This window comes from Geodermatophilus sp. CPCC 205761 (genome assembly GCF_051383655.1).
Classification (GTDB): domain Bacteria; phylum Actinomycetota; class Actinomycetes; order Mycobacteriales; family Geodermatophilaceae; genus Geodermatophilus.
This window is the reverse complement of record NZ_JALPKQ010000069.1, coordinates 1-20,226: the sequence shown is the minus strand read 5'-3', so window position 1 is coordinate 20,226 and position 20,226 is coordinate 1. Positions and strand designations below refer to the sequence as shown.

The 20,226-nt window shown below is 75.8% G+C and carries 17 protein-coding genes and 1 riboswitch; of the genes, 8 read left to right on the top strand and 9 right to left on the bottom strand.

Annotated features, from left to right (window positions below; all coding sequences use genetic code 11):
* Positions 1-1,821 (top strand): hypothetical protein (locus MY526_RS25285; protein ID WP_436705337.1); only part of this gene is annotated, 1,821 nt, incomplete at its 5' end.
* 43 nt (positions 1,822-1,864) lie between these two features.
* Here the strand turns inward: MY526_RS25285 and MY526_RS25280 are convergent.
* Together MY526_RS25280 and MY526_RS25275 are read right to left on the bottom strand one after the other, a co-directional pair.
* The gene (locus tag MY526_RS25280; RefSeq protein ID WP_436695671.1) at positions 1,865-3,304 is read right to left on the bottom strand and encodes an ATP-binding protein; all 1,440 of its coding nucleotides are present in this window, start codon (positions 3,302-3,304) and stop codon (positions 1,865-1,867) included.
* Complete coding sequence (locus MY526_RS25275) at positions 3,301-4,959, bottom strand: FAD-dependent oxidoreductase (protein ID WP_436695670.1); 1,659 nt, start codon at positions 4,957-4,959, stop codon at positions 3,301-3,303. Before MY526_RS25275 ends, MY526_RS25280 begins: the two co-directional genes overlap by 4 nt.
* A gap of 151 nt (positions 4,960-5,110) precedes the next feature.
* Between MY526_RS25275 and MY526_RS25270 the strand changes: the two genes are divergently transcribed.
* Together MY526_RS25270 and MY526_RS25265 are read left to right on the top strand one after the other, a co-directional pair.
* Entirely contained in the window at positions 5,111-5,458 is a 348-nt protein-coding gene (locus MY526_RS25270) for a UBP-type zinc finger domain-containing protein (RefSeq protein ID WP_436695669.1), read from the top strand.
* Positions 5,459-5,700: 242 nt separating this feature from the next.
* A complete protein-coding gene (locus tag MY526_RS25265) occupies positions 5,701-7,056 on the top strand; it encodes an MFS transporter (protein WP_436695668.1) in 1,356 nt (451 codons plus the stop codon).
* 118 nt (positions 7,057-7,174) lie between these two features.
* Here the strand turns inward: MY526_RS25265 and MY526_RS25260 are convergent, their stop codons facing one another.
* Positions 7,175-8,152, bottom strand: coding sequence for a LacI family DNA-binding transcriptional regulator (locus MY526_RS25260; protein WP_436695667.1), 978 nt, complete (start codon positions 8,150-8,152; stop codon positions 7,175-7,177).
* Positions 8,153-8,203: 51 nt separating this feature from the next.
* Positions 8,204-10,063: an alpha/beta hydrolase fold domain-containing protein gene (locus MY526_RS25255; RefSeq protein WP_436705336.1), complete on the bottom strand. Its 1,860-nt coding sequence runs from the start codon at positions 10,061-10,063 to the stop codon at positions 8,204-8,206.
* Positions 10,064-10,246: 183 nt separating this feature from the next.
* Between MY526_RS25255 and MY526_RS25250 the strand changes: the two genes are divergently transcribed.
* Together MY526_RS25250 and MY526_RS25245 are read left to right on the top strand one after the other, a co-directional pair.
* Entirely contained in the window at positions 10,247-11,221 is a 975-nt protein-coding gene (locus MY526_RS25250; protein WP_436705335.1) for a shikimate dehydrogenase, read from the top strand.
* A complete protein-coding gene (locus MY526_RS25245) occupies positions 11,211-13,076 on the top strand; it encodes a bifunctional sugar phosphate isomerase/epimerase/4-hydroxyphenylpyruvate dioxygenase family protein (protein ID WP_436705334.1) in 1,866 nt (621 codons plus the stop codon). The genes MY526_RS25250 and MY526_RS25245 overlap by 11 nt, the downstream gene beginning before the upstream one ends.
* Positions 13,077-13,118: 42 nt before the next feature.
* Here MY526_RS25245 and MY526_RS25240 read toward each other — a convergent pair whose 3' ends face one another.
* The 4 genes from MY526_RS25240 to MY526_RS25225 form a co-directional block, all read right to left on the bottom strand.
* The gene (locus MY526_RS25240; RefSeq protein WP_436705333.1) at positions 13,119-13,826 is read right to left on the bottom strand and encodes a dienelactone hydrolase family protein; all 708 of its coding nucleotides are present in this window, start codon (positions 13,824-13,826) and stop codon (positions 13,119-13,121) included.
* A 78-nt stretch (positions 13,827-13,904) separates the two neighbouring features.
* Positions 13,905-14,933, bottom strand: coding sequence for an ATP-dependent 6-phosphofructokinase (locus MY526_RS25235; protein ID WP_436695662.1), 1,029 nt, complete (start codon positions 14,931-14,933; stop codon positions 13,905-13,907).
* Positions 14,934-15,018: 85 nt separating this feature from the next.
* Positions 15,019-15,543 (bottom strand): gamma carbonic anhydrase family protein, encoded by a 525-nt coding sequence (locus tag MY526_RS25230; protein WP_436705332.1) that lies wholly within the window; start codon positions 15,541-15,543, stop codon positions 15,019-15,021.
* A 50-nt stretch (positions 15,544-15,593) separates the two neighbouring features.
* Positions 15,594-15,938: an STAS domain-containing protein gene (locus MY526_RS25225; RefSeq protein WP_436695660.1), complete on the bottom strand. Its 345-nt coding sequence runs from the start codon at positions 15,936-15,938 to the stop codon at positions 15,594-15,596.
* Between the two features lie 78 nt (positions 15,939-16,016).
* Between MY526_RS25225 and MY526_RS25220 the strand changes: the two genes are divergently transcribed.
* Positions 16,017-17,270, top strand: coding sequence for an MFS transporter (locus MY526_RS25220; RefSeq protein WP_436695659.1), 1,254 nt, complete (start codon positions 16,017-16,019; stop codon positions 17,268-17,270).
* Here MY526_RS25220 and MY526_RS25215 read toward each other — a convergent pair.
* A complete protein-coding gene (locus MY526_RS25215; RefSeq protein ID WP_436705331.1) occupies positions 17,243-17,761 on the bottom strand; it encodes an Lrp/AsnC family transcriptional regulator in 519 nt (172 codons plus the stop codon). The two genes, MY526_RS25220 and MY526_RS25215, sit on opposite strands and share 28 nt — an antisense overlap.
* A 162-nt stretch (positions 17,762-17,923) precedes the next feature.
* On the opposite strand from MY526_RS25215, the gene hppD reads away from it, so the two are divergent.
* Together hppD and MY526_RS25205 are read left to right on the top strand one after the other, a co-directional pair.
* On the top strand, positions 17,924-19,150 hold the full coding sequence (hppD, locus tag MY526_RS25210; protein ID WP_436695657.1) for a 4-hydroxyphenylpyruvate dioxygenase: 1,227 nt from the start codon (positions 17,924-17,926) through the stop codon (positions 19,148-19,150).
* Between the two features lie 172 nt (positions 19,151-19,322).
* Positions 19,323-19,467: riboswitch (cyclic di-AMP (ydaO/yuaA leader) on the top strand.
* Positions 19,468-19,482: 15 nt separating this feature from the next.
* A partial coding sequence (locus MY526_RS25205; RefSeq protein ID WP_436705330.1) for a coiled-coil domain-containing protein occupies positions 19,483-20,226 on the top strand: 744 nt, incomplete at its 3' end.

Below are 20,226 nucleotides of genomic sequence, written 5' to 3'. Positions count from 1 at the left end.
CCGCCCGCGCTGCGGGCCCTGGCCGCGGCCACCGGCGGCCTGCCCTTCGCCGTCGTCGAGGGGGCGCGGGCGCTGGCCGCGGACCCGGCGAGCCCGCCCCGGCACGCCCCGCTGCCGCCGGGCCTGGCGCCGGAGGTGCTCCGGGCGCTGGCCACCGTGGCGGTCCTCGGCTCGTCGTTCGACACCGACGAGTTCCTGGCGCTCACCGGCCTGGACGACGTGGCGGCCTACGCCGTCCTGGACGCCGGGCTCGCCGCCCGGCTGCTGCGCCGCACCGAGCAGGGCTTCACCTTCGGCCACGCGCTGCAGCGGGAGACCCTGCTCGAGCGGTGGACCGGCCCCGGCGGACGGCGGGCCGCGCACCTGGCCGCGGCACGGGCACTGCAGCAGCTCGACCGCTCCCCCGGCCGGATCGGGCACCACCTGGTCCAGGCCGGGCAGGCCGCGGCGGCCGTGCCGTGGGTGCTGCGGGCGGCGGAGACCGAGGCCGCGCTGGGCGCCCACCGCGACGCGCTGGTCCTCCTCGACCAGGTCCGCGCCGCGGCCACCGGTGAGGACGTCGGCCGGCTGCTCGCGCTGCGCGCCGACCTGCTCGAGGCCTGCGGCGACCTGGCCTCCGTCGACGCCTACCGCGAGGCCCTGGCCGCCGTCTCCGACCCCGTGCGGCGCACCCGCGTGCGCACCCGGCTGGCCCGCGCGGCGACCCGCCGCGGCGACCTGGAGACCGCCACCGCCGCCCTGGAGGGGCTGCCGCTCGACGGCGGCAGCAACGACGGCGAGCTGCTCGTCGCGCGCGGGAGCCTGGCCTTCTACCGGCGCGACTTCGCCGCCGCCGACGACGCCGTGGCGCAGGCCCGGCAGCGGCTCGCGCTGGACGCCCCCGTGATCAGCCGGCTGCACCTGGTCAACCTCCAGGGGCTGCTGGCCCACCACCGCGGCGAGTGGTTCCAGCAGTTCCGGGCCGAGCTGCGCGCCGGCGTCCAGCGGGCGGACCTCGCCCTCGGGTTCTTCGACTCCCACCTCTGCGTCGCGGAGTACCTGCTCTACGGGCCCACCCCCTACGACGAGGTGCTCGAGCTCGCCGCCGAGCTCCGCCGGACCGCCGAGCGGGCCGGCCTGCTCCACGCGGTGGCCTTCGCCGGGGCGCTGCGCGGCGAGGCCGCCCTGCTCAAGGGCGACCTCGACCTGGCCGAGGCCGAGCTGGCCGAGGCGGCCGACCTGCACCACGCCCTGGAGGCGCCGGCCGGGGAGGCGCACTCGCTGCAGCGGCTGGCCGAGGTGCACCTGCGCCGCGGGGACCCCGCCGTGGCGACCCCGCTGCTGCAGCGCGCGCTGCCCCTGGCCCGCTGGTCGACGATCGCGCCCTGCCTGCTCCCGCGCCTCTACGGGACCATGATCGAGGCCGCGGAGGACCCCGAGCGCGCACGCGCGGTCGTCGACCGGGCCGAGGCCACCCTGGGCCCGGCGGGCGACGACCAGTGCTCGTTCTGCGCGATCATGCTGGCCGCCCCGGCGGCGCGGACCTGCGCCGCCGCCGGCGACCTGGACCGCGCCCGCCACTGGCTCACGGTCGCCGAGCGCAGCGTGGCGCGGTGGGAGGGCACCGCCTGGCAGGGGGCGCTGCTCGAGGCGCGGGCGGCACTGGCCCGGGCCGAGGGCGACGGGGGCGGCGCCGCCCGGCTGTCGGCCGGCGCGGCGGAGCTGTTCGACGCCGCCGGCCAGCCGCTGGACGCTGCCCGGTGCCGGGCGACCGCGGAGCCGGCCGCGGTGCCGGCGCCGCGCGCTGCCCGGGTCCCGGTGAGCGGACCTCCCCCGGCGTAGGTGGCCGTGCCTCCGCGTCGCCCTCGTGCCGGACTCCGCGCCCCTACACCCGGCCGGCCGCTCCCTCGGTCAGGGGCAGCAGCACCTGGAAGCGGGTGTCCCCGGGCTCGGAGCGGACGCGGAGGTCCCCGCCGTGCCGGTTCACCACGATCCGCCAGGAGACGTCGAGGCCGAGACCGGTGCCCTGGCCGACCGGCTTGGTGGTGAAGAACGGCTCGAACACGCGGCGGTGCAGGTCGGCCGGGATGCCCGGGCCGGTGTCCGCGACCTCGACCAGCGCGCAGTCGCCGTCCCGGGTGGTCCGCAGGGTGAGCGTCCCCTCCCCCGCCATGGCGTCGAGCGCGTTGTGGATGAGGTTGGTCCACACCTGGTTGAGCTCCCCGGCGTACCCGGGCACCGGCGGCAGCGACCGGTCGTAGTCCTTGACCACCGTCACCCCGGGCGTGATCTTGGCGCCGAGCACGACCAGCGTGGCGTCCAGCCCCTCGTGTACGTCGGTGGGCTGGTGCGGCGCCCGGTCCAGCTGGGAGTACTGCCGGGCGGCGTCGACCAGCCCGGAGATCCGGGCGGTGCTCTCGATGATCTCGACCAGCAGCGTCTCGGTCTCGACCGTGTAGGACAGCCAGCGCAGCGCCGCCTCCAGCGCCCCGGGCTCCACCGCGTCCGCGACCCGGTCGAGGTCGTCGGGGCCCAGGCCGGCCGACACGAAGACGCCGGCCAGCTCCCACGCCCCGCCGATGTCGTGGTCGTCCAGCCAGTCGCCGAGCTCGTCCTCCCGGTCGGAGCGCTGCAGCGCGGTCAGGTCCGGAGCGCTGCTGACGCGGGCGACGAGCTCCTCCTGCAGTCCGGTGAGGGACCGCAGCACGGCGCCGTCGAGCCGGCCGGCCGACAGCAGGGCCAGCTTGTGCCGCATGCCGGCGACCCGGTCGCGCAGCGCGGCCGCGGCCCGGGACGCCGCCGCGGCGGGGTTGTTCAGCTCGTGGGTCAGGCCGGCGGTCAGCTTGCCCAGGGCCAGCAGCCGCTCCCTCTGGGCCACCAGTTCGGTGATGTTGCGCTGCCCGAAGAACAGCCCCTCCAGCAGGTGCACCGCCATCGGGAACCACTGCCGGAAGACCGCCTCGAACTCCGCGGCCGGCAGCGCGAGGAACCGGCAGTCGGTGATCGCGCGCACCGTGCCCGGGTAGGTCTGGGCGATCCGGTCGCCGACGTAGAACTGCACCGCGCCGGAGTAGGCGCCGCGGTGCGACGTCCGGACGGTCTCGACCTCGCTGCCCCCGACCACCCGGACCATGCTCATCGTGCCGTCGAGCAGGACGTAGAAGCAGGTGGCCGGCTCGCCCTCGACCGAGACGTCGCTGCCGGCCCGGCACTCGACGATGTCGGCGTGCTCGGCGACCCAGGCCAGCTGCGCGTCGTCGAGGTGGGCGAACAGGAACAGCTCGCGCAGCTCGGCCGGGGTCAGCCGCGCGTCGGAGGCCGTCATCTCTCCTCCAGGTAGCGGTGCACGAGCGTCACGGCCATGGCGCCCTCCCCGACGGCCGAGGCGACCCGCTTGACCGAGTCGGCCCGCACGTCCCCGGCGACGAAGACGCCGGGGAGGCTGGCCTCCAGGAAGTAGGGGTCGCGGTCGGGCTCCCAGCCCGGTGGCCGGCGTCCCTCGGTGAGCAGCGCCGGCCCGGTGGGGATGAAGCCGCGCTCGTCGCGGACGACCGCGCCGTCCAGCCAGCCGGTGCGCGGCGCCCCGCCGATGAAGACGAACAGGTGGCTCGCCGCAACGGTCTCCCGCTGCCCGGTGCGCCCGTCCTGCACCGTGAGTGCCTCCAGGTGCTCGCCGCCGTGGGCGCTCTCGACCGTGGTGCAGGTGCGCACCGAGATCGCCGGGATCGCGGCCACCTGCTCGATGAGGTACGCCGACATCGACGCCTCCAGCGACGACCCGCGCACCAGCAGGCAGACCGATCGCGCGTACCGCGAGAAGAACACCGCCGCCTGGCCCGCGGAGTTGGCCCCGCCGACGATGAAGACGTCGCGCTCGGCGCACTCGGCGGCCTCGGTCATCGCCGATCCGTAGAACACGCCGCGCCCGGTCAGGTCGTCGACGCCGTCCACCCCCAGGCTGCGGTACGAGACGCCGGTGGCCAGGACGACGGCGTGCGCGCCGATGGTGCGGCCGTCGTCGAGGCGCAGCACCCGCTTGGGCCCGTGCGTCTCCAGCGCGACGGCGGTCCGCGCCAGCAGCAGCTCCGCGCCGAACTTGACCGCCTGCCGGCGGGCGCGGTCGGCGAGCTGGCCGCCGGAGACGCCGTCGGGGAAGCCTAGGTAGTTCTCGATCCGGCTGCTCTGCCCGGCCTGCCCGCCGGTGGCCACCTGCTCCACCAGCACGGTGCGCAGCCCCTCCGACGCCCCGTAGACCGCCGCACCCAGGCCGGCCGGCCCGCCGCCGACGACGACGAGGTCGTAGAAGTCCGACTGCGGCTCGACGCCGAGGCCCGCGACCCCGGCCAGGTCGGCCTCGCTCGGGTGCCGGAGCACCTGCGCGTCCGGGGTGATGACCACCGGGACGTCGTCCGGACCGGCGCCGGCGGCCGCCAGGATCCGCTGCCCCTCCGGCTCGTCGACGCTGTACCACCGGTAGGGGACAGCGTTGCGCGCGAGGAAGTCCCGCGCCCGGAACGACGGCGCCGACCAGCGGTGGCCGACGAGCTTCATGCCCTCGAACGCGGCGTCCGGCGACTCGCGCCAGGCCTCGATCATCGCGTCGACGACCGGGTAGAGCTTCTCCTCCGGCGGGTTCCACGGCTTGAGCAGGTAGGAGTCCACGTCGACGACGTTGATCGCCGCGATCGCCGCGTCGGTGTCGGCGTACGCGGTCAGCAGCGCCCGGCGGGCGCGGGGGAAGAGGTCCATGGCCCGCTCGAGGAACTCGATGCCGTTCATCTCGGGCATGCGGTAGTCGGCGAGGACCGCGGCCACCGGGTCGCCGCGCAGCTTCAGCTCCCGCAGCGCGTCGAGCGCCTCGTCGCCGGAGGCGGCCCGCAGCACCCGGAACTCCTCGCCGTAGCGGCGGCGGAGGTCACGGGCGACGGCCCGGGAGACCCCGGGGTCGTCGTCCACGCTGAGCAGGACGGGCTTGCCCATGTCGGCCTCCTGTCGGGCGCGCCAGGGCACCCGGACGCGGCCCCCGGCGGCGCAACGCTAGTCCGCGGCACGGCGCGGGCGACAGCCTCGCGGGCGCGGGGTCGCGCGCCTACCGTGGGCGCGGATCGCCGCCGGACGGAGGGACGCCGCCATGACCGCTGCCCCGGGGATCGACCCGTCGGTGCCACCGAGCGGCACCGGATGCGTGGAGTGCGAGGCCGACGGCGGCTGGTGGTTCCACCTCCGCCGCTGCGCGCAGTGCGGCCACATCGGCTGCTGCGACTCCTCGCCGGCCCAGCACGCGCGCCGGCACGCCACCGAGTCCGGTCACCCCGTCATCCGCAGCTTCGAGCCGGGTGAGGGCTGGTTCTGGGACTTCAGCCGCGAGGAGGCCGTGACCGGGCCGGACCTCGCCCCGCCGCCGGCCCACCCGCACGACCAGCCGGCGCCCGGCCCGCGCGGCCGGGTGCCGGCCGACTGGCGCGCTCACCTGCACTGATCCCGGCCCGTCACTCGCTCCACAGCGGGGGCGACGGCGGACCCGCCGGTGTCGCACGACGGGCACGCCGAACGAACCGGCGACGGGCTCTTGACAAGGCGCTGTGACGGGCAGCACCATCTCTGCAACCGGTTACTGAAACCGGTTGCAGCAACAGCCTCGCTGCCGGATCCCCCGGTTCCTGTCTCCCCGCGGGCCCGCCGGCGCCCCAGCCACCCAGTCCCCGCATCGAGGAGGACCCCATGCCCGACGTCCTGGTCGAGCCCGACGGCGCACACGAGCCACACCGACCGAAGACGCCCAAGAAGGCCGCGGTCAGTGCGTGGATCGGCAGCGCCCTGGAGTACTACGACTTCTTCATCTACGGCACCGCGGCCGCGCTGATCTTCCCGGAGATCTTCTTCCCGGAGGGCAACGAGGCCGCCGCCACGGTCGCCTCGCTGGCCACCTTCGGCGTCGCCTACGTGGCCCGCCCCATCGGCTCGTTCATCCTCGGGCACCTCGGGGACAAGGTCGGCCGCAAGAAGGTCCTGCTGATCACGCTCTTCGGCATGGGCATCGCGACCTTCCTCATCGGCGTGCTGCCCACCTACGAGCAGATCGGCTTCGCCGCACCGGTGCTGCTGCTGATCCTCCGGATCTGCCAGGGCCTGGCCGTGTCCGGCGAGCAGTCCAGCGCGAGCTCGATGTCCCTGGAGCACGCGCCGGCCAACCGGCGGGCGTTCTTCACCAGCTTCACGCTGGCCGGCACCCAGTTCGGCCTCATCCTCGCCACCGCGGTCTTCATCCCGATCGCCGCGCTGCCCACCGAGGACCTGCTCTCGTGGGGCTGGCGGATCCCGTTCCTGCTCAGCGCGGTGGTCATGCTGGTCGCCTGGTGGATCCGGCGGACGCTGCACGAGACGCCGGCCTTCGAGGAGGAGCAGGAGCGGCAGGAGGTGCCGCGGACCCCGCTCAAGCAGCTGTTCCGGCACTACTCGCCCGACGTGCTCAAGGTCGTCTTCGCCGCGCTGGTCTCGACCATCAGCACGATCCTGTCGATCTACAGCCTCAGCTACGGCGTGAACACGATCGGCCTGTCCCGGACCAGCCTGCTGTGGATGCTCATCCTGTCCAACGTCGTCGCCCTCGGCGCCATCCCGCTGTGGGGTCGCATCGGTGACCGGATCGGCCGCAAGCCCGTCTTCGTCGTCGGCGCACTCGGCCCGGCGGTGCTGATCTGGCCGTTCATCTGGTCGGTCAGCCAGGCCAACATCGGGCTGGTGTTCCTCTTCGGCATCGTGCTCGGCGGGGTCGCCTACAGCGCCTACGGCGGCGTCGGCTACGCACTGTGGAGCGAGCAGTTCGACACCCGGGTGCGCATGTCCGGCGTCGCGGTCGGCACCCAGTTCGGCTTCGCGCTGGGCGGCTTCGCCCCGTCGATCGCCGCCGCCCTGGCCGGCCCGGACCTGGAGAACTGGGTCCCGGTCGCGATCTTCGCCAGCGCCGCGGCCGTCGTCGCGACCATCGCGGTGCTGACCATGCGCGAGACGCACAAGGTGCCGCTCAACGACCTGGGCCGCGCCTCGGCCCGGGAGACCACCTCCGCGGCCGCCTGAGTCCCACCCCGGCGGTGCGGGCGTCCCCGGTGCACCCGGGGGCGCCCGCTCCGTGCGTCTCCCCCGCCACGCGACGACGGCCCGCTCCCCCCGGGGGAGCGGGCCGTCGGCCGTCGGGTCAGCGGGGGGCGGGTCCGGTGGAGGCGCGCACGATGAGCTCGGTGGCCAGGCTCTCCCGGGGCGCCCGGCCGTCGCCGGGTGCCGGCTCGGCCAGCATCCGGACGGCGACCGCACCCGCCCGGCCGACCGGGACCCGCACCGACGTCAACGCCGGCTGGGTCAGCCCGGCGATCCAGCTGTCGTCGATGCCGACGACGCTGATCTGCCCGGGGATGCGCACGCCGCGCTCGGAGAGCCGGCTCACCACGCCGAGGGCGATCTGGTCGTTGTAGGCCAGCACGGCGGTGACGTCCGCGGCCAGCACCAGGTCGGCCGCCCGGACGCCCGGTTCGAAGCGGGGCTGGAAGGAGCCGAGGTCGACCACCTCGAGCCCGGAGCCCTCGGCGGCGGCGAGCAGCGCGCGGTGCCGCTCGGGGGTCACGTAGGACTCCTCGGGGCCGCCCAGGTAGGCCAGCCGCCGGTGCCCGAGGGCGACCAGGTGCGCGACCGCCTGGCCGATGCCCTGGTCGCTGGGGGTCGCCACCGCGGGGACGCCGTCCAGCACGCGGCTGACGGTGACCACGGGGGTGAGGGCCGCGACCGCGCGGATGTCCTCCTCCGGCAGCCGGGAGGAGGCGAGCACCAGGCCGTCGACCTGGCGGGCCATCGCCAGCGCGACCTCGAGCTCCTGCCCCACGTGCTCGTCGGAGTCGGCCACGAACAGCGACCGCCCCTGGCGCCGCGCCTCCCGCTGCACCTCCTTGATGAGCGGGGTGAAGAACGGGTTGGCGATGTCGGGGACGATCACCCCGAGGTTGCCGGTGCGCCCCATGGCCAGGCTGCGGGCGACCGGGTTGGGCTGGTAGCCCAGCTCGGCCGCCGCGGCGAACACCCGCCGGCGGGCGTCCTCGGCGACCACCTCCGGGCGCGCGAAGGCCCGCGACACCGTCGAGGGCGAGACCCCCGCGTGCGCCGCCACCGTCCGGATGTTCGTCACGCGTGCTCCCGTTCCGTCAGCCTCCGGCACCCCGCGCCGCAGCGACACCGATCATGCCGTGCAACGGTGCAGCAGCCGGTGCAGGTCCCGGCACACGAGGTCCGCGGCGGCCTCGGCGGCCGGGGACACCGAGCCGAAGCTGAAGAACCCGTGGTCGAGCGTGGGGAATTCGCGGAACACGAGCGGGACGCCGGCGGCGCGCAGGGCGGCGGCGTAGTCCAGCGTGTCGGCGTGGAGGAAGTCGTGGGCGCCGATCCCGATGACGGTCGGCGGCAGCGCCGCCAGGGTGGGGGCCAGGACCGGTGACACCCGCGGGTCGGCGGCCAGAGCGTCGGCGTCCGCCCCGAGGTACAGCGACCGGACGTCGGCGCTCGTGTCGCCGCGCAGGTCGGTGCTCGGGTAGACGAGGAACTGGGCGGCCACCGGGATGCCGCGGTCGACGAACTCCTGGGTCAGCACCGCGGCCAGGTTGCCGCCGGCGCTGTCGCCGGCGACCACGAAGCGGGAGCGGTCCCCGCCGAACCGGTCGATGTGCTCGAGCACCCACTCGGCGACGGCGCGGCAGTCGTCCAGCCCGGCCGGGAACGGGTGCTCGGGGGCCAGGCGGTAGTCGACCTGGACCACCACGGCGCCGGCGGTGGCCGCGAGCCGGGCGGCGCTGCCCTGGTGCGAGTCCAGGTCGCCGATCACCCAGCCGCCGCCGTGCACGTACAGCAGGGTGACGTCGGTGGGCTGCGGCGGCCGCTGGACGCGGATCGGGATGTCGCCGGCCGGCCCGGGGACCACGTCGTCGGCCACCGACACCAGGGGGAAGGGCCGGGGCGGGTAGAAGTCCCGCCGCATCACCACCCCGCGCTCGCGGGCCACCTCGGGCGGGGCCTCCAGCAGCGGCCACATGCCGGTGGCCGCCATGCGCTCCTCCATGTCGGCGGTCTGCGGATCCAGTGGCCGGGGGGCGCCGAGCCGGCGCTCGGCGAGGACGCGGCGCAGGAAGGAGATCGACGCGTCGGTGACCTCGGGGACGACGGGCGCACCGACGAAGACGTGGTCGCCGGCGGTCTCGACGTACTCCGCGTCGACCCGGGCCGCGACCAGCGCGTCGTGCAGGATCCGGCTCTGCTCGACCGGGACGAGCTGGTCGTCCTTGCCGTGCGCCACGAAGACCGCCGGCCCGTCGGGGCGCACGTAGCGCACCGGCGAGAGCTCGTCGCGGGTCCAGGTGGTGTCGCGCAGCAGGATCGCGAAGACATCCCCACCCGCCTCGCCGTCCCCCAGCTCCTCGGACTCGGCGTCCACCGGGGACGGCGACATCGCCACGAGGTCGGACGGGCCGTACCAGTCGACGACGGCCTGCACCTCCGCGGACCGGTCGGTGGCCTCGCCGACCGGCGGTTCGGCCTCCAGCCGGCGGCAGAGCCCGGCCAGCAGGGACAGGTGCGCCCCGGCCGACTCGCCCCACAGGGCGACCCGGGACCCGTCGAGACCGAACAGGCCGGCCTGGGCCCGCAGCCACCGCACGGCGGCCTGCACGTCGAGCACCCCGGCCGGGAGCGCCGCCTCGGCGGCCAGCCGGTAGTCGACCAGCGCGACGGCGAAGCCGGCGGCGACGATGCGCTCGACGACCCGGTTCTGGTGCAGGTGCGGCGCCCGCCGGCGGCGCGAGCCGTGCACCCAGCCGCCGCCGTGCACCCACACCACGAGCGGCGCGCCCTCGGCCGGCCGCTCGGCGGGGACCCGCAGGTCGAGCATCAGCGGCCGGTAGCCGGGCTCGACGGCGTAGACGAGGGCGTCCCAGCGCAGCTCGCCGTCGGCGCCGCGCACCGGCGGGTCGAACGGGAAGGCGGCCGTGCCGTCGGAGAGCGGGCCCGGCTCCGGGCGGGCGACGGCGAGCAGGTCGTCGGACTCGGGCACGGGACTCCTCCGGAGCTGAGCAGGGGCGCCGGGGCCCCACGGGGCCGGGCCGCGACACCGGCGGTGCACCGACTATGCAACCGGTGTCATCGAAATGTCAACGCGCTGCTGCAGGGAGGTCCCCGACGTGGGGAACGTGTCGTTGACACCGGTTGCAGAGGGTTTCACACTGGCGGGGCGACGGTGCACCGGATCACACCGGCCCCGCCCCGCTCCCCCTCCGCGCCCGAACCCGGGAGGCATCCCCTGTCCGAGAACGCGCTCCCCTCCCCCGCCGACCGGCCCGGTGTCCTGGTCGGCCTGGTCGGCACCGGCATCGGGCCCTCGCTGACCCCGCCGCTGCACGAGCGGGAGGCCGACGAGCTCGGTCTCCGGTACCTCTACCGGCGGCTGGACCTCGACCGGCTGCGGCTGCCGGCCACCGCCGTCGGCGACGTCCTCGCCGCGGCCCGGATGGCGGGCTACGACGGCCTCAACGTCACGCACCCGTGCAAGCAGATGGTCCTGGCCCACCTCGACGAGCTCTCGCCCGACGCCGAGGCGCTCGGCGCGGTCAACACCGTCGTCCTGCGCGACGGCCGGGCGGTCGGGCACAACACCGACTGGTCGGGCTTCGCTCGGGCCTTCGACCGCGGCCTGCCCGACGCCGGGACGGACCGCGTCGTGCTGCTCGGCGCCGGTGGCGCCGGGGCCGCCGTGGCGCACGCGCTGCTCACCCTCGGCACCCGCCGGCTGACCGTCGTCGACAGGGACGTCGCGCGGGCCGCCGAGCTCGCCGGCGCGCTGCGCGACCGGTTCGGCGCCGACCGCGCGGCCGGTGCGGACACGGCCACCCTGCCCGAGGCCCTCCGCGACGCCGACGGCCTGGTGCACGCCACCCCCACCGGCATGGCGGCGCACCCCGGCCTGCCGCTGGACGCCGGCCTGCTCGGCCCCGGCCTGTGGGTGGCCGACATCGTCTACCGCCCGCTGGAGACCGAGCTGGTCCGCACCGCCCGGGAGCTGGGCTGCCAGGTGCTCGACGGCGGCGGCATGGCGGTCTTCCAGGCCGTCGACGCCTTCCGGCTGTTCACCGGCGTGGAGCCCGATGCCGAGCGGATGCTGGCGCACTTCACGACGCTGGTCGCCGGACCGGAGCGCGACGTCCGTGTCGGCTGAACGGCCCGCCCGCCGGCGCGCGATCGCCACGGTCTGCCTCTCCGGCACGCTGGAGGACAAGCTGACCGCGGCGGCGGCCGCGGGGTTCGACGGCGTCGAGGTGTTCGAGCCCGACCTGCTGGCCTCCCCGTGGTCGCCGGGGGAGATCGCCGGGCGCTGCGCCGACCTCGGGCTCTCGATCGACCTGTACCAGCCCTTCCGCGACCTCGACTCCACCGACCCGGAGCGGTTCGCCCGCAACCTGCGCCGGGCCGAGTGCAAGTTCGACGTCATGGCCGCGCTCGGCGTCGACACCGTGCTGGTCTGCTCGTCGGTGTCGCCCGACGCGGTCGACGACCCCGACCGGCTGGCCGAGCAGCTGGCCACCGCCGCGGCCCGCGCCGGCGAGCGCGGGCTGCGGATCGCCTACGAGGCGCTGGCCTGGGGCACCTCCGTGTCCACCTGGGAGCGCTCGTGGGACGTCGTCCGCCGGGCCGGCTCCTCGGCGCTCGGGCTGTGCCTGGACAGCTTCCACGTGCTCTCCCGCGGCGGGGACCCGTCCGGCTTCGCCCAGGTCCCCGGCGACAAGATCTTCTTCCTCCAGCTGGCCGACGCGCCGCAGCTGCGGATGGACGTCCTCCAGTGGAGCCGCCACCACCGGCTCTTCCCCGGCCAGGGCGCCTTCGACCTGCCCGGCTTCCTCGGCTGCGTGCTCGCCGCCGGCTACACCGGCCCGCTGTCGCTCGAGGTGTTCAACGACGTCTACCGGCAGTCCGACCCGGCCCGGACGGCGGTGGACGCGATGCGCTCGCTGCAGTGGCTCGATGAGTCCCTGGCGCTGCGCCGTCCGGACGCCGGGCCGCCCCCTCCCCCGGCCGCGCCCGCGCTGACCGGCTGGTCGTTCACCGAACTGGCCGTCGACGGCGTCTCCGGACCCCGGGTCGCCGGCGTGCTGGGCGCCCTCGGCTTCACCCACACCGGCCAGCACCGGTCCAAGCCCGTGCAGCTGTGGGAGCAGGGCCGGGCGCGGGTGCTCCTGAACGCCTCCGTCGTCCGGCCGGCCGCCACCGGGGTCGCGTCGGTCGCCGCCCTCGGCCTGGAGAGCGCCGACCCGGTGCGTTCGGCGGAGCGGGCCGAGGCGATGAGCGCGCCGGTCCTGCCCCGCTCCCGCGGGGCGGCCGAGGCCGAGCTCTCGGCGATCGCCGCACCCGACGGGACGCAGGTCTTCTTCACCCGGACCGTCCCCGACGGCTGGCCGGCCGACTTCCTGCCGACCGGGCAGACGGCGGGCGCGGGCGCGGGGATCACCGGCGTGGACCACGTCGGGCTCGCCCAGCCCTTCGACGCCTTCGACGAGGCCGGGCTGTTCTACCGCGCCGTGCTCGGGCTCGAGCCGCAGGAGGTCACCGAGCTGGCCGCGCCGTTCGGGCTGGTGCGCACCCGCGCGGTCACCGGCCCCGACCGCGCGGTGCGGCTGGCGCTCAGTGTGTCCGCGCTGCGGCGGGGCGGCTGGGCGCCCGGCGTCCCCGAGCCGCAGTACGTCGCCTTCGTGACCGACGACCTGGTCGCGACCGCGCGCCGGCTGCGGGCGGCCGATGCGCCACTGCTGCCCGTGCCGGCCAACTACGTCGACGACCTGGACGCCCGGTTCGACCTCCCCGCCGACCTGCTCGCCGCGATCGGCGAGCACGGGCTGATGTACGAGGAGGACGCACACGGCGGGTACCTGCACCTGGCCACCGAGGTGCTCGGCGACCGGGTGTTCTTCGAGGTGGTGCAGCGGCTGGGCGGCTACGACGGCTACGGCACCGCCGACACGCCGGTCCGGATGGCCGCCCACCGCCGGTCCCGGCAGACCGCCGTCGTCCCCCGGTAGCGGAGTCGCCGGGGGACGGTTCCCGAACCTCGACGACTCCGCTCAGCGCAGGTGCTGGTCGAAGAAGCGCAGGATGCGGGCCCAGGCGTCCTCGGCCGACGGGTGGTGGTAGCCGAATCCGGCCACCCGCTCCAGGACGGCGAACGGGCCGCTGTTGTGCCGGTTCATGAAGGAGTGGCCGGCGTCGGGGTACTCGCGGACGTCGTTGGGCACCCCGTGGCCGGTGAGCACCCCCTCCAGCCGCTGCGCCGCTCCCCGCAGGCCGCGGTCCCGCCGGCCGAAGCTCGCCACGACCGGGCAGGCGCCGGCCAGCACCTCCTCGGCGTCGCGGGGCAGCAGCGCGTAGTTCGGCGCCGACGCGTCGAAACCGCGGGTGGCGGCCAGCAGCGCGAACCCGCCGCCCATGCAGAAGCCGATGACCCCGACCCGGCCGGTGCAGTCGGGGCGGTCGGCCAGCCACCGGCGGGCGGCCTCCAGGTCACCGAAGGCGGCGCCCTCCTGCCGGAAGAGGTCGCCGAAGGTGCGCTTGAGGCAGCGCACCGCGCCGCCGGCGGTGAACAGGTCCGGGGCGACGGCGAGGTAGCCGGCGGCGGCCAGGCGGTCGGCGTGCGCGCGGACGTCGTCGGTGAGCCCGAACGCCTCGTGGACGACCACCACGCCGGGCCACGGACCGTCCCCGACCGGCGGCACGGCGAGGTGGGCGCGCAGCTCGGGCGCGCTGGTCGCGCCGGGGATCGTCGTCTCGGGCACGGGCGGCCTCCTCGCGTCGTCGCAGGAGGAGGACGCTATCGACCCGGCCGGGCAACGGGGGCCCGGTGCCGTCGCCGCTCAGCCGGTGAAGGCGCCCGTCTCGGCCATGCGCCGCGGCGGGACGGTCTTCAGGCGGGCGACGGCGTCGGCGAGCGGCACCAGCTCGATCTCGGTGCCGCGCAGCGCCACCATCTGCCCGTGCCGGCCCTCGTGCGCGGCGATGGTGGCGTGCAGCCCGAAGCGGGTGGCCAGCACCCGGTCGAACGACGTCGGGGTGCCGCCGCGCTGCACGTGGCCGAGCACGGTGGTGCGCACCTCCTTGCCGGTGCGCCGCTCGAGCTCGTCGCCGAGCTGCTGGGCCACGCCGGTGAACCGGCGGTGGCCGTACTCGTCGACGCCGCCGTCGCGGACCCGCATCGTGTCCGGCAGCGGCCGGGCGCCCTCGGCGACGACACCGATCACGTGGGTGTCCCCGCGCGCGAAGCGGTCCTCGACGATCGTGGCCACCTCGGCCACGTCGAACGGCTCCTCGGGGACGAGGGTGACGTGCGCGCCGGAGGCCAGCCCCGCGTGCAGCGCGATCCAGCCGGCGTGCCGCCCCATCACCTCGACCAGCAGCACCCGCTGGTGCGACTCCGCGGTGGTGTGCAGCCGGTCGATGAGGTCGGTGGCGATGCTGACCGCGGTGTCGAAGCCGAAGGTCAGGTCGGTGCCGTCGATGTCGTTGTCGATGGTCTTGGGGATGCCGACCACCGGGACGCCGGCCTGCGAGAGCAGGTGCGCCGCGGTCAGCGTGCCCTCGCCGCCGATCGGGACGAGCACGTCGACGCCGTGCGCGGCGAGCACGCCCTTCATCTGCGCCAGCCCGGCGTGCAGCTTCTCCGGAGCCACGCGGGCCGACCCGAGCGTCGTCCCGCCCCGGGTGAGGAGCCCGTCGACGGCCGCGACGTCCAGCGGCGTCGTCCGGTCCTCGAGCAGGCCCCGCCAGCCGTCGCGGAAGCCGAGCACCTCGCTGTCGTAGTGGGTCGTCGCCGTGCGGACGACGGAGCGGATGACGGCGTTGAGGCCGGGGCAGTCGCCCCCGCCGGTCAGGATCCCGATGCGCACCGGCTGCTCCCTGGGGTCGTGGGCCGGGTCGCGAGGAACCATACGTCATGACGACATGACGACCCTCCCCGGCGCGCGGAGGACCTCAGGAGATCTCCGCCACCCCGGCGGCGTGCCGGCGGGCCAGCTCCCGGTAGATCCCGGGGTTGCCGGCCACCCAGCCGCGGGCGCCGTCGGAGAGCGGTCCACGCACCCGGGCGGGGACGCCGAGCACCATCACCTCGTCGGGCACCACCATGCCGGGCGGCACCAGGCTGTGCGCCCCGACCAGCGCCCGGGCGCCGATGCGGGCGCCGTCCTGCACCGTCGCGCCGTTGCCGATCAGCGCCTCGGCGCCGATCACCGCGCCGTGCACGACGCACATGTGCCCGACCGTGGCCCCCGGGCCGACCTCGGTCTCGGGGTCGTCCCCGCCGTGCAGCACCGAGTTGTCCTGCACGTTGGCGCCGGTCCGGATCACGATCCGGCCGAAGTCGGCGCGCAGCACCACGCCGTACCAGACCGACGCGCCGGCCTCGACGACGACGTCGCCCACGAGGGTCGCGGTCGGCGCCACCCACGCCTCCGGGTGCACCTGCGGGGACCGGCCTTCGAAGGAGAACTGCGGCACGGGCGCCGAGCCTAGGGGTCGGTCAGGGGCGCCGTCCCCGGGGCAGCCGGTCAGGAGGCGCCGGGGTCCTCCAGGACGAACAGCGGCGAGAGCCCGGTGAGCTCCAGCACCTGCCGGAAGCGCGGCGTCGGGTGGCGGATGACCGCCGGCCGCCCGGCGCCGGCCGCGGACTGGGCCCACCGGACCAGCATCGACAGCGCGGTCGAGTCGATGAACTGCAGTCCCGCCACGTGCACCGCGACCAGGTCGCGCTCGTCCACCCCGGCTCGGCTCATCCGCTGCACCAGTGGGGCGTCGACGTCCCCATGGAGGTGCAGCACCGGCCCACCGGCCTCGTCCACCACCTGGAACGAGCCGCTCGGCGGCTCGTGCCCGTCCCCCCCGACGGCATCCACGCCCCAACTGTGTCGTGCGCCTCACCAGGAGACAACCACCCGGCGGCGCGCTCCCCTCCGGAGGGGTGACCGGGCCGCGTGCGAGCATCGGTCCTCGTGCGGTTGCGGGGTACCGGGGAGCTGCCCCGCGAGGTCGGCGTGCTGTCGGTCGTGGCCTTCGTGGTCGCGCTCGGGTTCGGCATCGTCGCCCCCGCCATCCCGCTGTTCGCGCGGTCCTTCGGCGTCGGCGCGACCGCGGTCGGCCTGGCCGTCAGCGCGTTCGCCTTCTTCCGGTTCGTCTCCGCCTTCAGCGGCGGCTCGCTGGTGGAGCGGTTCGGCGAGCGCGTCGTCCTCACCATCGGGCTGCTCACGGTGGCGGTGACGACGGGGCTGGCCGGGCTGGCCGGGTCCTTCCCGCTCTTCCTGGGACTGCGCGCGGCCGGCGGGATCGGCAGCGCCATGTTCACCGTGGCCGCGCTGTCGCTGCTGCTGCGGGTCTCCCCGCCGACGCACCGGGGCCGGGCGGCCGCGACGTACCAGGGGGGCTTCATCCTCGGCGGCATCGCCGGCCCGGCGGTGGGCGGGCTGCTCGCCGAGCTCTCCCCCAGCCTGCCGTTCCTGATCTACGCCGGGTTCCTGCTGGTCGCCGGCGCGGTCAGCACCTTCTTCCTCCGCTCGCCGACCGCACCGGCGGCCCCCGGCGTCCCCGCGCCGGCCGGCGCCCCGGGGCTCGAGCCCGGCCCGCTGCCGCTGCGGGCCGCCTTCCGCTCGCGGGTCTACCTGGCCGCGCTGGTGGCCAACCTGGGCGTCGGCTGGGTGGTGTTCGGCGTCCGCAACTCGCTGGTGCCGCTGTACGTGACCGAGGAGCTGGGCCGCAGCGTCGCCTGGGCCGGCGTGGGCCTGCTCGTCGGCTCCCTCGCGCAGGCGCTGGGCCTGCTGCGGTCCGGCCGGCTCGCCGACGCGTGGGGACGGCGGCCGTCGCTGGTCCTGGGGACGGCGCTGGCCACCGCCTCCACCGCCGTGCTCGTGCTGCCGCCGGCGATCGGGGCGTTCCTGCTGTCGATGGCGGTCTTCGGGCTCTCGGCCTCGCTGCTGTCCAGCGTGCCCGCCGCGCTGGTGGGCGACCTCAGCCCGGTCCGGGGCGGCCGGGTGGTCGCCGTGTTCCAGATGTCGGCCGACCTGGGGGCCATCGTCGGTCCCCTGGCCGCCGGCTGGCTCACCGACGTCGCCTCCTACCAGGTGGCCTTCGCCGTCAGCACCGCCGTGCTCGGGCTGGGGCTGGCCGCCGCGCTCGCCCTGCCGCGGTCCACCGGCGTCCCCGTCGCTCAGTCCCCGGCCGCCCCGGCGCGGTAGCCCGGCGCCCGCCCGGCCGGCCGCGGCGTCCCCGAGGCGAGCAGGGGCAGCACGCGGCGCGGCACCAGCTCCGACAGCGCCACGACGCTGGTCGAGCGCACCACCGACGGCGACCGGCCCAGCCGCAGCAGGGTCTCCTGCAGCGCGCCGTGCGACTCCGCGGCGAGGCGGCACAGCACGTCCCCGGAGCCGGTGGTCGCGTGCGCCTCGAGCACCCCCGGGATGGCCCGCAGGTCCTCGGCGACGTCGTCCAGCGCGCCCTGCGCGATCTCGAGGGTCACGAACGCCTGCACGCCGAAGCCCGCCGCAGCGACGTCGACGTCCGGGCCGTAGCCGGTGACCACCCCGGTCTCCTCCAGCCGCCGCAGCCGCGCCTGCACGGTCGCGCGGGCCACCCCCAGCCGGCGGGAGAGCTCCAGCACGCCGGCCCGCGGCTGCTCGGTGAGCGCGGTGAGCACCGCGAGGTCCAGCGCGTCCAGCCGGTCGGCCACCGTTCCTCCCGTCCCAGCTGGTCGATCCGGCCAGCCCGAGTCGCCACACCGCCCCGGAACTGGCCGGATCGGCCAGCTCGATCGAGTCATCTTGCCCATCCCCGGCGCGTCGAGGTGAGCTGGGTGCACCATCGCCAGGTACGGACCACACGGGAGAGCGCCATGACCGCCTCGCAGCACCCGGGGACCCTCGAGCAGACCCTCACCGACGAGGAGCGGCTCGCCGAGCTCACCGCCGAGCAGCTGCGCCAGCTCGTCGGCCTGGTGGAGCACGACGCCGCGACCGACCCTTTCCCGGTCAGCGGCTGGGACGCCCTCGTCTGGATCGCCGGCAACGCCACCCAGACCGCGCACTTCTTCCAGTCCGCGCTCGGCATGGAGCTGGTCGCCTACTCCGGCCCGGAGACCGGCGACCGCGACGCCCGCAGCTACGTGCTGACCTCCGGCGCGGTGCGCTTCGTCGTCCGCGGGGCGTACTCCCCGGCCAGCCCGCTGGCCGACCACCACCGGAGGCACGGCGACGGGATCGTCGACATCGCCCTCGCCGTCCCCGACGTGGACCGGTGCGTGGCGCACGCCGCGGCGGAGGGGGCGACGGTGCTCGAGGCCCCGCACGACGTGACCGACGAGCACGGCACCGTCCGGATCGCCGCGATCGCCACCTACGGCGACACCCGGCACTCGCTGGTCGACCGCTCCCGGTACACCGGCCCGTACCTGCCCGGCTACGTCGCCCGGACGTCGTCCCTGGTGCGCCGCCCCGGGGTGCCGCGGCGGCTGTTCCAGGCCGTCGACCACGTCGTCGGCAACGTGGAGCTCGGCGCGATGGACCGGTGGGTGGACTTCTACAACCGGGTCATGGGCTTCACCGACATGGCGGAGTTCATCGGGGCGGACATCGCCACCGACTACTCGGCGCTGATGAGCAAGGTGGTCGCCAACGGCAACCACCGGGTGAAGTTCCCGCTCAACGAGCCGGCGGCCGGGAAGAAGCGCTCGCAGATCGACGAGTACCTGGAGTTCTACGGCGGCCCGGGCGCCCAGCACGTCGCGCTGGCCACCAACGACATCCTCGCCTCCGTCGACGCGATGGTGGCCGAGGGCGTGGAGTTCCTCGCGACGCCGGACTCCTACTACGAGGACCCGGAGCTGCGGGCCCGCATCGGCGCCGTCCGCGTGCCGATCGAGGAGCTGCAGGCGCGCGGCATCCTGGTCGACCGCGACGAGGACGGGTACCTCCTGCAGATCTTCACCAAGCCCACCGGTGACCGGCCCACCGTCTTCTTCGAGCTGATCGAGCGGCACGGCTCGCTCGGCTTCGGCAAGGGCAACTTCAAGGCGCTGTTCGAGGCGATCGAGCGCGAGCAGGAGCGGCGCGGCAACCTCTGACCGCTCCGTGTCATTACGGTGGGTGACCGCCGACCGGGGTGTCGCGGCCGAACCTCCGCGGAACCGGCACCCCGTTGGTCACGGATCGGCAACGCCCCTAGCGTGACCGCGTCCGGACGGGTCGTTCCGTCACCTCCTGGTGACACCGGCCGGGCGCCGCCGAACCCTGTGCCGGCCCGTCTCGCCGGCTCCAGGGACCGGGGACCCACCGCAGTACTGGGGTGAAGCGCCCCGCGGTCTGTTCCAGGCCGCAGGGCGCCGGGCGACTTCCCTCCCGAACCCGTCAGCTAACTCGGTAGGCGGCCGTGGAAGAGAGGACAGACCCGCCCGCCATGGCGAGTTCGCACGCCCCTGCCCGCCGCACCGTCCCCCGCATCCTGATCGGCCTCGTCGCCGCCGGCGGGCTCACCCTCACCACCCTCCCCGCCGCCACCGCCGCCCCCGACGACCCGGCCACCTCGCAGGAGGCCGCCGCCCTCGTCGCCGCGAAGGCCCACGACCTCGAGGTCGTCACCGAGCAGTTCAACGAGGCCCGCGAACGGCTCCGGACCAGCCAGGACGCCGCCGCCCGGGCCGCCGAGGACGTCGCCGCCGCCGAGGCCGCGCTGGCCACCGCCCGCGACCGCGTGCGCACGGTCGCCCGCAGCGCCTGGACCGGCGACCGGCTCACCACCCTGTCGGCGATGCTGACCAGCGACTCGCCCGACGAGCTGCTCGACCGGGTGGGCACCCTGCAGACCATCGCCGACCACAACAACGGCGTCCTCGGCGGAGCCCAGGAGGCCACCGACGAGGCCGGCCGGGCCCGCGCCGCCGCCGTGCAGGCGCAGGCCGAGGCGCAGGCGCTGGTCGACCGGGTGGCCGCGCAGAAGGCCGATCTGGACGCCCAGGTCGCCCGCTTCCGGGCCGAGTACGACCGGCTGGCCGCCGCCGAGGCGCAGGCGGCCCGGGAGGCGGCCGAGCGGCACGCCGCCGCGGAGGCCGCACGCACCGCCGGCCAGCGGGCCTCCCGCGACTCCGCGCCGGGGCCGCGGCGGTCGTCGCCGGCAGCGCCGCCGCGCAGCGGGCCGTGGACA

Excerpts from the sequence above, each read along its gene's own strand:
- MY526_RS25280 (WP_436695671.1), bottom strand. The coding sequence starts at position 3,304 with ATGACGGCCTCCGACGCGCGGCTGACCCCGGCCGAGCTGCGCGAGCTG.
- MY526_RS25275 (WP_436695670.1), bottom strand. The coding sequence starts at position 4,959 with ATGGGCAAGCCCGTCCTGCTCAGCGTGGACGACGACCCCGGGGTCTCC.
- MY526_RS25270 (WP_436695669.1), top strand. The coding sequence starts at position 5,111 with ATGACCGCTGCCCCGGGGATCGACCCGTCGGTGCCACCGAGCGGCACC.
- MY526_RS25265 (WP_436695668.1), top strand. The coding sequence starts at position 5,701 with ATGCCCGACGTCCTGGTCGAGCCCGACGGCGCACACGAGCCACACCGA.
- hppD (WP_436695657.1), top strand. The coding sequence starts at position 17,924 with ATGACCGCCTCGCAGCACCCGGGGACCCTCGAGCAGACCCTCACCGAC.